At 72.8% G+C, this 12368-nt stretch carries 10 protein-coding genes; 8 read left to right on the forward strand and 2 right to left on the reverse strand.

Annotation, left to right across the window (positions count from 1 at the left end; genetic code table 11):
- Positions 1 to 186: 186 nt before the first annotated feature.
- The 6 genes from scy to ACIBW6_RS33185 all read left to right on the forward strand — a co-directional run bounded on the left by scy (position 187) and on the right by ACIBW6_RS33185 (position 9283).
- Positions 187 to 4173, forward strand: a complete 3987-nt coding sequence (gene scy / locus ACIBW6_RS33160; protein ID WP_399066303.1) for a polarized growth protein Scy — start codon at positions 187 to 189, stop codon at positions 4171 to 4173.
- Between the two features lie 183 nt (positions 4174 to 4356).
- Positions 4357 to 5292 carry a cellulose-binding protein gene (locus ACIBW6_RS33165; protein ID WP_399066305.1) on the forward strand — a complete coding sequence of 312 codons (936 nt, stop codon included), beginning with the start codon at positions 4357 to 4359 and terminating at the stop codon, positions 5290 to 5292.
- A gap of 74 nt (positions 5293 to 5366) precedes the next feature.
- Positions 5367 to 6359 carry an ABC transporter ATP-binding protein gene (locus tag ACIBW6_RS33170; RefSeq protein WP_399066307.1) on the forward strand — a complete coding sequence of 331 codons (993 nt, stop codon included), beginning with the start codon at positions 5367 to 5369 and terminating at the stop codon, positions 6357 to 6359.
- Between the two features lies 1 nt (position 6360).
- Positions 6361 to 7131: an ABC transporter permease subunit gene (locus ACIBW6_RS33175; protein ID WP_399066309.1), complete on the forward strand. Its 771-nt coding sequence runs from the start codon at positions 6361 to 6363 to the stop codon at positions 7129 to 7131.
- A gap of 146 nt (positions 7132 to 7277) precedes the next feature.
- Entirely contained in the window at positions 7278 to 8414 is a 1137-nt protein-coding gene (locus ACIBW6_RS33180; RefSeq protein ID WP_399066311.1) for an ABC transporter ATP-binding protein, read from the forward strand.
- A complete protein-coding gene (locus ACIBW6_RS33185) occupies positions 8411 to 9283 on the forward strand; it encodes an ABC transporter permease (RefSeq protein ID WP_399066313.1) in 873 nt (290 codons plus the stop codon). The genes ACIBW6_RS33180 and ACIBW6_RS33185 overlap by 4 nt, the downstream gene beginning before the upstream one ends.
- A gap of 12 nt (positions 9284 to 9295) precedes the next feature.
- Here the strand turns inward: ACIBW6_RS33185 and ACIBW6_RS33190 are convergent, their stop codons facing one another.
- Positions 9296 to 9625 carry an ATP/GTP-binding protein gene (locus ACIBW6_RS33190; RefSeq protein WP_399066315.1) on the reverse strand — a complete coding sequence of 110 codons (330 nt, stop codon included), beginning with the start codon at positions 9623 to 9625 and terminating at the stop codon, positions 9296 to 9298.
- 224 nt (positions 9626 to 9849) lie between these two features.
- Between ACIBW6_RS33190 and ACIBW6_RS33195 the strand changes: the two genes are divergently transcribed.
- A complete protein-coding gene (locus ACIBW6_RS33195) occupies positions 9850 to 10884 on the forward strand; it encodes an LLM class flavin-dependent oxidoreductase (protein ID WP_399066317.1) in 1035 nt (344 codons plus the stop codon).
- Between the two features lie 97 nt (positions 10885 to 10981).
- Here the strand turns inward: ACIBW6_RS33195 and ACIBW6_RS33200 are convergent, their stop codons facing one another.
- Positions 10982 to 11374 carry an SCO5389 family protein gene (locus ACIBW6_RS33200; RefSeq protein WP_399066319.1) on the reverse strand — a complete coding sequence of 131 codons (393 nt, stop codon included), beginning with the start codon at positions 11372 to 11374 and terminating at the stop codon, positions 10982 to 10984.
- A 318-nt stretch (positions 11375 to 11692) separates the two neighbouring features.
- Between ACIBW6_RS33200 and nucS the strand changes: the two genes are divergently transcribed.
- Positions 11693 to 12364 (forward strand): endonuclease NucS, encoded by a 672-nt coding sequence (gene nucS / locus ACIBW6_RS33205; RefSeq protein WP_399066320.1) that lies wholly within the window; start codon positions 11693 to 11695, stop codon positions 12362 to 12364.
- Positions 12365 to 12368 lie beyond the last annotated feature (4 nt).

Genomic DNA, 12368 nt, shown 5'->3' on the forward strand with positions numbered 1-12368 from the left:
ACGGGGCAGCCGTGGGCCGGGGTCCGGGTATCGGGGGACGAGGGTCGGGGCGGTTCGGGCTGCGCGCAAGCAAGCCCGGGGCGCCGCCGTTCTCGATCTGACACCATTCCCCGGGAGCCCCCGTCCGGCGGACGGACGGGGCTCGTAAGGAAGTACTTGCGACCAGGGGACGGATGGGACCGCGCAGTGCGGGGCTACGAGAGCCAGGACGGCCACAAGCCGGCTGAGACCGACCATCTCTCGCGGTTCGAGGCCGAGATGGACCGGCTGAAGACCGAGCGGGAGAAGGCCGTCCAGCACGCCGAGGACCTGGGCTACCAGGTGGAGGTGTTGCGCGCCAAGTTGCACGAGGCGCGGCGCAGCCTCGCGACCCGGCCTGCCTATGACGGGGCGGACATCGGCTACCAGGCCGAGCAGCTGCTCCGCAATGCCCAGATCCAGGCCGAGCAGCTGCGCGCGGATGCCGAGCGGGAGCTGCGGGAGGCCCGCGCGCAGACCCAGCGCATCCTCCAGGAGCACGCCGAGCAGCAGTCCCGGTTGCAGGCGGAGTTGCACGCGGAGGCGGTCAACCGCCGCCAGCAGCTCGACCAGGAGCTGGCCGAGCGCCGCCGCACGGTCGAGAACCACGTCAACGAGAACGTGCAGTGGGCCGAGCAGCTGCGCTCCCGCACCGAGCAGCAGGCCCGCCGGCTGCTCGACGAGTCGCGCTCCGAGGCCGACCAGGCGCTGGCCGCCGCCCGCGCCGAGGCCGAGCGGGTCGCCGCGGAGGCCCGCCGCCGGCTCACCGACGAGGCGGAGAACGCGAGCGCCCAGGCGCAGGCCATCCTGGCCCGCGCCCGCCAGGACGCCGAGCGGCTGCTGAACGCGGCGTCGACGCAGGCCCAGGAGGCCACCGACCACGCCGAGCAGCTGCGCTCGTCGACGACGGCCGAGTCGGACGCCGCCCGCCGCCAGGCCACCGAGCTGAGCCGCGCCGCCGAGCAGCGCATCAGCGAGGCCGACACGGCGCTGCGCGAGGCCCGCGCCGAGGCCGACAAGGTGCTGAGCGAGGCCAAGGAGGCCGCCGCCAAGCAGCTGGCGAGCGCCGAGTCGACGAACGAGCAGCGCACCCGCACCGCCAAGGAGCAGGTGGCCCGCCTCGTCGGGGAGGCGACCAAGGAGGCCGAGGCCACCAGGTCCGAGGCCGAGCAGATCGTCGCCACCGCCCGCGCCGAGGCCGAGCAGCTGATCGCGGAGGCCAAGGAGAAGGCCCGTACGGCGACGGCCGAGGAGACCGCGGGCGAGCTGGCGAAGGCCGCCAGGACCGCCGAGGACGTCCTGAACAAGGCGTCCGAGGAAGCGAAGTCGACCACGAAGGCCGCCACCGAGGAGGCCGAGCGGATCCGCGCCGAGGCCGAGGCGGCCGCGGACCGGCTGCGCGCCGAGGCGCACGACATCGCGGAGCAGCTCAAGGGCACCGCGAAGGACGACACCAAGGAGTACCGCGCCAAGACCGTCGAGCTTCAGGAGGAGGCCCGGCGGCTGCGCGGCGAGGCCGAGCAGCTGCGCGCCGAGGCGGTCGAGGAGGGCGAGCGGATCCGGGCCGAGGCCCGCCGCGAGGCCGTCCAGCAGATCGAGGAGTCGGCCAGGACGGCCGAGGAGCTGCTGGGCAAGGCGCGTGCGGACGGCGACGAGCTGCGGACCGCGGCGACCGCCGAGAGCGAGCGGGTGCGCACCGAGGCCATCGAGCGGGCCACCGCGCTGCGCAAGCAGGCCGAGGAGACGCTGGAGCGCACGCGCGCGGAGGCCGATCAGTACCGCACCGAGGCCGACGAGCAGGCGGAGACCACCCGTGCCGAGGCCGAGCGCGCCGCGCAGGAGCTGAAGGACGAGACCGAGCGCGCCATAGCGGCCCGGCAGGACGAGGCGGCCGCGGAGCTGTCCCGGCTGCACACGGAGGCCGAGGAGCGGCTGACCACCGCCGAGACGGCGCTGTCGGACGCGCGCGCCGAGGCCGAGCGGCTGCGCAAGGAGGCGGCCGACGAGGGCGAGCGGCTGCGGACCGAGGCGGTCGAGCGCGTGCGCACGGTGCAGGCGCAGGCCGAGGCGGAGGCCGAGCGGCTGCGCACGGAGGCCGCGGCGGACGCCTCGGCGTCCCGCTCCGAGGCGGAGACCGTCGCGGTACGGCTGCGGTCCGAGGCCGCCGCCGAGGCCGAGCGGCTCAAGACGGAGGCGCAGGAGTCCGCCGACCGCATCCGCTCCGAGGCGCAGAACGCGGCGGAGCGCATCGCCACGGAGGCCGCGGAGACGCTGTCCGCCGCGCAGGAGGAGGCCGGCCGGCGCCGCCGCGAGGCCGAGGAGACGCTCGGCAGCGCGCGCCAGGAGGCCGACCAGGAGCGCGAGCGGGCCCGTGAGCAGAGCGAGGAGCTGCTCGCCGTGGCCCGGGCCCGCGTCGAGGAGGCGCAGGCGGAGGCCGTCCGGCTGGTCGAGGAGGCGGACCGCCGGGCCACCGAGATGGTGGCGGCGGCCGAGCAGACCGCCCAGCAGGTCCGCGACTCGGTGGCCGGGCTCCAGGAGCAGGCGCAGGAGGAGATCTCCGGGCTGCGCAGCGCCGCCGAGCACGCGGCGGAGCGCACGAAGCAGGAGGCGCAGGAGGAGGCCGACCGGGTCCGCGCCGACGCCTACGCGGAGCGGGAGCGCGCCACCGAGGACGCCACCCGGGTCCGCGGCGAGGCGAACGCCGAGTCGGAGGCGGCGAAGACCCTCGCGGAGCGCACGGTCGCCGAGGCCATCGCGGAGTCGGAGCGGCTGCGCACGGAGGCCTCCGAGCATGCCCAGCGGGTCCGCACCGAGGTGTCCGACCTGCGGGCCGGCGCCGACCAGGACGCGTCCCGGACCCGGGCGGACGCCCGCGAGGACGCGAACCGGATCAGGTCCGAGGCGGCCGCGCAGGTCGACTCGCTGATCACGGAGGCCGCGGCCGAGGCCGAGCGGCTGACGACGGAGACGAACGCGGAGGCGGAGCGCGTGCGCGCCGAGTCGACCGCGAAGGCCGAGGAGCTGGTCGCGGCCGCGACGACCGAGGCCGAGCGGCTGCGCGCCGAGTCGACGGCGGCGGCCGAGCAGCTGACCGAGCGGACCCGGACCGAGGCCGAGCGGGTGCGGGCCGAGGCCGTCGCCGGCGCCGAGAAGCTGATCGCGGACGCGACCGGTGACGCGGAGCGGCTGCGGGCCGAGGCCGCCGAGACGGTCGGCTCCGCGCAGCAGCACGCGGAGAAGATCCGCAGCGACGCCGAGCGGGTCAAGGCGGAGGCGGCCGCCGAGGCGGAGCGGGTGACGTCGGCGGCGCGCGAGGAGGCCGAGCGCACCCTGGACGAGGCGCGCAAGGACGCCAACAAGCGGCGTACGGAGGCCGCGGAGCAGGTCGACACCCTCATCACGGAGTCCACCGTGGAGGCGGACAAGCTGACCCGCGAGGCGCAGGAGGCGGCGCAGAAGACGACCGCCGACGCCGAGGCGCAGGCGGACAGCATGGTCGGCGCGGCCCGCAAGGAGGCCGAGCGGCTCGTCTCCGAGGGCACGGTCGAGGGCAACGCCCGGGTGGAGAAGGCCCGGACGGACGCGGACGAGCTGCTGGTCGGCGCCCGCCGGGACGCGACGCAGATCCGGGAGCGCGCCGAGGAGCTGCGCGACCGCATGACGAGCGAGATCGAGGAGCTGCACGAGCGGGCCAGGCGCGAGTCGGCGGAGGCCATGAAGAACGCGGGCGAGCGGTGCGACGCCCTGGTCAAGGCCGCCGAGGAGCAGCTCGCCGAGGCGCAGGCCAAGGCCAAGGAGCTGCTCGACGACGCCGAGTCGGAGGCCGGCAAGGTCCGTATCGCGGCGGTGAAGAAGGCCGAGGGGCTCCTCAAGGAGGCCGAGACGAAGAAGGCCGAGCTCTCCCGCGAGGCGGAGAAGATCAGGGCGGACGCCGAGGCGGAGTCCACGGCCATGATCGAGAAGGGTCAGCGCGAGCTCGACGTGCTGGTCCGGCGCCGCTCCGACATCAATGCCGAGATCTCCCGTGTCCAGGACGTGCTGGAGGCGTTGGAATCCTTCGAGACGCCGGCCGGCGGCGGGGGCAAGGACAGCGGCGTCAAGGCGGGCGCCGCGGCGGGGGCCACCCGTTCGAGTGGCAAGGGGTCAGAGGGGTAGCCAGGAGGCCGATCGTCATGCTTCGCACGGACCTTCGACCCGTCCCCTGGCAAGCACTCCGCCGTTACGCCACTCAAAAGGAGTGTCATTCTCCAGATCAAACCGGCATCTGCTCGATGACACGCCGCTTCGACCCCTAGGATTCCCTCTATCACCTCACCGGTCTCATTCGACAGGAACCCCATGAGCGACACTTCCCCCTACGGCTTCGAGCTTGTGCGGCGTGGGTACGACCGCGCTCAGGTGGACGAACGCATCTCGAAGCTCGTCTCCGACCGTGACAGCGCTCTGGCCCGAATCACTGCTCTGGAAAAGCGCATCGAGGAACTCCACCTCGAGACGCAGAACGCACAGGCGCAGGTGAACGACGCGGAGCCGTCGTACGCCGGCCTCGGCGCGCGCGTCGAGAAGATCCTCCGCCTCGCCGAGGAGGAGGCGAAGGACCTGCGCGAGGAGGCCCGCCGGGCCGCCGAGCAGCACCGTGAGCTCGCCGAGTCCGCGGCCCAGCAGGTGCGGAACGACGCGGAGTCCTTCGCCGCCGAGCGCAAGTCCAAGGCCGAGGACGAGGGCGTCCGGATCGTCGAGAAGGCCAAGGGCGAGTCGGCCCAGCTGCGTTCCGAGGCGCAGAAGGACGCGCAGCAGAAGCGCGAGGAGGCCGACGCCCTCTTCGAGGAGACCCGTGCCAAGGCCGCGCAGGCCGCCGCCGACTTCGAGACCAACCTGGCCAAGCGCCGCGAGCAGTCCGAGCGGGACCTGGCGTCCCGTCAGGCCAAGGCCGAGAAGCGGCTCGCGGAGATCGAGCACCGGGCGGAGCAGCTGCGCCTGGAGGCCGAGAAGCTGCGCACCGACGCCGAGCGCCGGGCCCGCCAGACGGTGGAGACGGCCCAGCGCCAGGCCGAGGACATCGTGGCGGACGCCAACGCCAAGGCGGACCGTATCCGCAGCGAGTCGGAGCGCGAGCTCGCCGCCCTGACCAACCGCCGCGACTCGATCAACGCCCAGCTGACGAACGTGCGCGAGATGCTGGCGACCCTCACGGGTGCCGCGGTCGCCGCGGCCGGTGCGCCGGCCGAGGACGAGCCGATCTCGCGCGGGGTGCCCGCGCAGCAGTCCCGCTGACGTTCTCCGGCCGTACAGGAGCCCCTTGCCCCATATCGGTGGCAAGGGGCTCCTGGCCGTTCTACGGTGACCGCATGATCGAGCTCGAGGGGCTGACCAAGCGGTACGGCGAGAAGACGGCCGTCAACAATCTGACCTTCTCCGTCCGGCCCGGCATCGTGACGGGGTTCCTGGGTCCGAACGGGGCGGGCAAGTCGACCACGATGCGGATGATGCTCGGCCTGGACAACCCGTCCGCCGGCACGGTCCGCATCGACGGCAAGCACTACGCGCAGCTGAAGGACCCCCTGAAGTACATCGGGGCGCTCCTGGACGCCAAGGCGATGCACGGCGGCCGCAGCGCGTACAACCACCTGCTGTGCCTGGCGCAGGCCAACGGCATCCCCCGCGGCCGGGTCGGTGAGGTCCTGGACACCGTGGGCCTCACCGCGGTCGCCAAGAAGAAGGCGAAGGGCTTCTCGCTCGGCATGGGCCAGCGGCTCGGCATCGCGGGCGCGCTCCTCGGCGACCCGCAGATCCTGATGTTCGACGAGCCGGTCAACGGTCTCGACCCCGAGGGCATCCACTGGATCCGCAACCTGATGAAGTCCCTCGCCTCCGCCGGCCGCACGGTCTTCGTCTCCTCGCACCTCATGAGCGAGATGGCGCTCACCGCCGACCACCTCGTCGTCATCGGCCAGGGCCGGCTCCTCGCCGACACCTCCATGGCGGACTTCATCCGGCAGAACTCCCGCAGCTACGTGCGGCTGCGCTCGCCCCAGCGCGAGCGCCTCCTGGACGTGCTGCACGAGGCCGGGATCACCGCGGTGGAGGCCGGGAACGGGACGCTGGAGGTCGACGGCCACTCCTCCGAGGAACTCGGCGAGCTGGCCGCGGGACACCAGCTCGTCCTGCACGAGCTGAGCCCCCAGCAGGCCTCGCTCGAAGAGGCCTTCATGCAGCTGACCGCCGAGTCGGTCGAGTACCACGCCCACTCGGGCCCCTCCTCCACCGCTCCGCAGGCGCCGCCGCCCGCTCAGGGCTGGGGCGAGAACTGGCAGCAGCGCGACAACAGGAAGGGGGCCTGAGATGGCCGCGGCCCAGGTCCTCCGCTCCGAGTGGACCAAGATCAAGTCGGTGAACTCGACGGCGCTCACGCTCGGCCTCGCCGTGATCGTCTCCGTCGGCCTCGGCATGCTGATCAGCGCCCTGTCGAAGAACGAGTTCAAGAACCTCTCCACCGAGGACAAGCTGACCTTCGACCCGACCTTCACCGCCTTCGCCGGCCTGACCCTCGGCCAGCTGGCGCTGGTCGTCTTCGGCGTCCTGGTGGTGGCGAGCGAGTACAGCACGGGCATGATCCGCACCTCGCTCGCCGCGGTCCCGCAGCGCGCCACGTTCCTCTTCTCCAAGGTCGCGGTCGCCTCGCTGCTCGCGCTCGGCGTCGCGCTGGTCACCAGCTTCGCCGCGTTCTTCCTCGGCCAGCTGATGCTCGGCTCCCACAAGACCGACCTCGGCGCCCCGAACGTGCTGCGCGCGGTCATCGGCGCGGCCCTCTACATGACGCTGATGGCGATGTTCGCCATGGGCGTCGCGGCGATCCTGCGCTCCCCCATGCTCGCGCTGGGCATCCTCATGCCGTTCCTGTTCCTGGTCTCCCCGATCCTCGGCAACGTCTCGGCGACGAAGAAGGTCGCCCAGTACTTCCCCGACCAGGCGGGCCTGAAGATCATGCAGGTGGTGTCCCCGCCGGACGACGACGCCCCGTACGGGCCCTACGGCGGGCTCGCGATCCTGCTGGTGTGGGTGGCGGTGGCGCTGCTCGTCGGTTACGTACTGCTCAAGAGGCGTGACGCCTGAGGTGTCCCGGGGCCCTCCGGGGCCCCGCCCGACCCTTTACCCACTCTTGGCCGGAACCGTCAGCGCCCCGATATCCTCCTACCTCTTATGGGGGGCGTGTGCCCCGACGTCCTGAACCTTTCAGAACCTTCCGATGGGTGCGGAGAATGATCGAGGCAGTCGGCCTGACGAAGCGCTACGGCGCCAAGACGGCCGTGTACAACCTTTCCTTCCAGGTGCGGCCGGGGGCCGTGACCGGCTTCCTCGGACCGAACGGGTCGGGCAAGTCGACGACGATGCGCATGATCCTCGGCCTCGACCGGCCGACCAGCGGTCACGTGACCATCGGCGGCCACCCGTACGACAAACTGCCGAACGCGCCCCGCCAGGTCGGCGCCCTGCTCGACGCGAAGGCGATGCACGGCGGCCGGGCCGCCCGCAACCACCTGCTGTGCCTGGCCCAGCTGGCCGGCATCCCGGCCCGCCGCGTCGACGAGGTGCTGGGCGTCGTCGGCCTCCAGGACGTCGCCAGGCGGCGCTCGAAGGGCTTCTCGCTCGGCATGGGCCAGCGCCTGGGCATCGCCGCCGCGCTCCTCGGCGACCCGCAGGTGCTCCTCTTCGACGAGCCGGTCAACGGCCTGGACCCCGAGGGCATCCTCTGGGTGCGGAACCTGATGAAGACGCTCGCCGCCGAGGGCCGCACCGTCTTCGTCTCCTCGCACCTGATGAGCGAGATGGCGCTGACCGCGGAGCACCTGATCGTCATCGGGCGCGGCCAGCTCCTCGCCGACATGAGCGTCAAGGACTTCATCTCGCACAACTCGGCCGACTTCGCGCGGGTCCGCACCTCCGACGCCGAGCCGCAGCAGCGCGAGAAGCTGACCGCCGCGCTGACCGAGGCCGGCGGCCAGGTGCTGCCCGAGCCGGACGGCGCGCTGCGGGTCACCGGCCTGCCGCTGCCGCGCATCAGCGACCTGGCGCACGGGGCGGACGTCCGGCTGTGGGAGCTCTCCCCGCACCAGGCCTCCCTGGAGGAGGCGTACATGCGGATGACGCAGGGCGCCGTCGACTACCGCTCGACCACCGACCAGCTGGCGGGCTTCCAGCAGCCGCTGCCGCCGGGTGTGCTGCCGCCGCAGCCGCTGCCGGTGGCCGGTCAGGGACAGCCCGGCTGGTACGCCCCGCCGCCGCCCCAGGCTCAGCCGCCCGCGGCCCCCGTGCCGAACCCGTACGCGGCGGCCCCGGCCGCGCCGCAGCCGCCCGCCGCCGCGGCGGCCCCGACGATGGACAAGGACGCCCGATGAGCACGCCGCCCCTGCCCTACGCCGCTCCGCAGCAGCCCCCGGCGGTGCCCGGCGGGCCGGCGGGTCCCGGCACGTACACCTCGCCGATCCCGGTGCGCCGGGCGCACCTGGGCGACGCGCTGGCCTCGGAGTGGACGAAGATCCGCTCGGTGCGCTCGACGATGTGGACGCTCGGCGTGATGATCGTGCTGATGCTCGGCATCGGCGTGGCCTCGGCGGCGGTCGTCGCCTCGTCCGCCGCCGCCACGCCCGAGCCCGACGAGGTGCTCGGCTTCGGCTTCTTCGGGGTGCTCCTCGGCACGATCTGCGTGATCACGCTCGGCGTCCTGACCATCGCGTCGGAGTACGGCACCGGGATGATCCGCACGACGATGACGGCCTGTTCCAGCCGCAGCCGGGTGCTGGCCGCCAAGGCCGTCGTCTTCTTCGCGCTGGTCTTCGTGCTGACCACGGTCCTGGCCGCGGTGGTGGCCGTCGTGCAGATGGGCATCCTGGGCGTCGGCTCGCCGGGCGGCGCGCAGCTGTTCAAGGCGACCGCCGGCGTCGGCCTGTTCGTCGCGCTGCTCGGCCTGCTCGCGCTCGGCGTCGGCACGCTGGTGCGGCACTCGGCGGGCGCCGTCACCATCATGATCGGCGTCGTGCTGCTGCCGCTGGTCCTCGCCCTGTTCATGTTCTCGGACTCGCTCAAGGACCTCCAGCAGGCCCTGTTCGAGTACTCGATCCCCAGCCAGCTCGCCGTGCTCTACGACAACGCCGTGGCCGGCGGCACCTCGGGCCCGTCCGGCTGGGACCCGCTGTGGATCATGGGCGTGGCCACCGCGCTGGTGCTCGGCGGCGCCTTCCTCACGCTGAACAGCCGCGACGTGTAGGCCCGTCCGCCCTCAGTAGCGCGGCGCGCCCCGGGACCGCTGCACCTTCGTGGTGCGGCGGTCCTTCGCGTTCCAGCACGCCTTGTGCCAGTGCCGCCGGTCGTCCACCCCGCCGTACTGCGGCCAGGCCACGACGTGGGCGACCCCGGACGGGATCTCCTGGTCGCACCCGGGGCAGCGGTAGGTCTTGCCGGCCGCGCTCGCGCCCGCCACGTTGCGCACGCACCACTCCTCGCCCTGCCAGCTCTCGGTGGACTGGAAGCCGCCGTAGCGCCGCCCCTCGTCCTCGCTGCTTTCTGCGGACGGTCCGCCGACCTTGGGGCGGTTGCGACGCGGGGACACGGCTCACCTCACGGGCTGTGTGTACGGGGTGGGGGTTCCCGTCCAGCGTACGCCGCGGCTCTGCGGGTACCCGCCGCGTACCGCTGACCCGGGCCCTGCCGGTGCCCTGTTGAGGTTTCCGGAAAATCTGCCAATCTTCATGCCAAGCCGTGCCTTTGGCACTTGTCAGCCGTTATTGCCTTCAGGGGAGTGCCCGCGTCGGCGCCAAGGAAGGCAGAAGTGCGATGCGTGTAGGAACGTTTGTCCTGGCGGCCCAGTTCCCGGGCCAGGGCCAGGGGGAGGCGCTGCACCGGGCGGTGCGGTCGGCGGAGGTCGCCGAGGAGGCCGGCCTGGACTCGGTGTGGCTCGCCGAGCACCACTTCGTGCCGTACGGGACGTGCCCGTCGGCGATCACCCTGGCCGCCCTGCTCCTCGGCCGCACCCGCACCCTGCGGGTCGGCACGGCGGTGAGCGTGCTGCCGACGGTCCATCCGGTGGCCCTGGGCGAGCAGGCGGCCCTGCTCCACCTCACCTCGGGCGGGCGGTTCTCGCTGGGGGTGGGGCGCGGCGGCCCCTGGGTGGACCTGGAGGTCTTCGGGGCGGGCCTGGAGGCGTACGAGCGGGGCTTCCCCGACTCCCTCGACCTGCTGCTGCGCTGGCTGCGCGAGGCCCGGGTGGCGGCCGACGGCGAGCGGTTCGCCTTCCGTGAGGTGGCGGTCGTGCCGCGCCCCGCGGAGGCGATCGGCGCGGCCGACCCGGCGGGGCCCGAGGTCGTCGTCGCCTGCACGTCGCCGAAGAGCGTGCGGCTCGCCGCCGAGCGCGGGCTGCCCATGCTCCTCGGGATGCACATCGGGGACGAGGAGAAGGCCCAGATGGTCGCCGCGTGGCGGCGGTGCGCCCGCGAGGCGGGCCGCACGGGCGACGAGATCGCCCGGGCGCCGCATGTCGCCGCCGGTGTCGCCCAGGTCGCCGACAGGCGCGGGGAGGCCCAGGAGACGCTCCTGAAGGCGATGCCGGGCTGGCTCAAGCAGGGTCTCGACGCCCATGTCACCGTGGACGGACGGGCGCGGGCGATGCGGGACCCGGTCGCGTACACCGAACTGCTGTGCGCGCTGCACCCGGTGGGCACCCCGCGGGTGTGCGCGGACCGGCTGGCCGCCACCGCCGAGCGGACCGGCATCACGCGCTTCGCGCTCCTCGCGGAGGGCTCCGGCGACCTCGCCGCGACCGAGGAGAACGTGCGGCGGCTCGGTACCGACGTGCTGCCCCGACTCGGCTGATCCGCACCGGGTCCGGACCGGCCCCGGGCCGTGCTGCCTGCCGCCCCGTACTCATGCACCTCCCGCGTACGGGACGACGGGCATGGCGGTTCAGCCGTCAGCAGTCACGCAGTTCGGGTGACTGGTTGAGCAGCTGATTGCGGACCGAGGTGAAGCGGGCCAGCGTGCCGTCCACCGCCGGGTCCTGCGGGAACACCGCGAGCCGGTGGCAGTTCTGGAACGCGAGCCGGACACCGAAGTGCCGCTGGAGCGCGCCGCGTATCGCGTCACTCGCGAGCGCGCGCAGCAGTTGCCCCCGTGCCTGCTCGTCCGGCGGCGGCGTCTGGTTGTCGGCGAACTCTCCGCCGTCGACCTTCAGCTGGGCCACCAGGGAGCTGACCATCTCCCACGCGTAAGGCAGGGAGGTCCGGACGCAGTCGACGAAATCCGCTTCGTCGACCTCGCCTCGCTCGGCCTGTTCCAACAGTGCCGGTGAGACGTCGAGCGACATGGGTTCTCCTCTCGCACCCCCGTGGCAACGGGGGTTGACGGACAGTCCAGGAGCCCACGGGCGCACCAGCTCCCGAACACGCAGCGTGCACGCGCCGCGACCTCCTGCTTCTACGGTATGCAACGCGACGGGACGGCAACAGGGCGTACAGCGCTGTACTCGCACACAACCGGCCAATATCGAACGGGTGAGTTCCGGAATATATGGGACGCACCACCGGGTCCCGTGCGCGGCGCCGGCCGGGGCGGGGCGGGCTCAGGGCGGGCTCAGGGCGGGCGAATCGCGTGGACCGGCGGGCGTCGAGTAGCGTTGCCGACCATGCGTCTTGTCATCGCCCGCTGCTCCGTGGATTACGCGGGCAGGCTCACCGCCCATCTCCCCTCGGCCCCCCGTCTGATCCTCGTGAAGGCGGACGGCAGCGTCTCCATCCATGCGGACGACCGGGCCTACAAGCCCCTCAACTGGATGTCGCCCCCGTGCACCCTCAAAGAGGGCACCGGCGACGAGGCCGGCACGTGGACCGTCATCAACAAGGCGGGCGAGAAGCTCATCATCACGATGGAGGAGATCCTGCACGACTCCTCGCACGAGCTGGGTGTCGACCCGGGTCTCATCAAGGACGGCGTGGAAGCGCACCTCCAGGAGCTGCTCGCCGACCGGATCGACACGCTCGGCGAGGGCTACACGCTGATCCGCCGCGAGTACATGACGGCGATCGGCCCGGTCGACATCCTGTGCCGGGACGCCGAGGGACAGACCGTCGCGGTGGAGATCAAGCGGCGCGGTGAGATCGACGGGGTCGAGCAACTGACGCGCTACCTGGAGCTGTTGAACCGCGACCCGCATCTCGCGCCGGTCCGCGGGGTCTTCGCCGCCCAGGAGATCAAGCCGCAGGCGCGGGTGCTGGCGACGGACCGCGGGATCGGCTGCGCGGTGCTGGACTACAACGCCCTGCGCGGCATCGAGGACGACAAGCTCCGCCTGTTCTGACCCC

The sequence above is a fragment of the Streptomyces sp. NPDC049813 genome, from assembly GCF_044465085.1.
Taxonomy (GTDB): domain Bacteria; phylum Actinomycetota; class Actinomycetes; order Streptomycetales; family Streptomycetaceae; genus Streptomyces.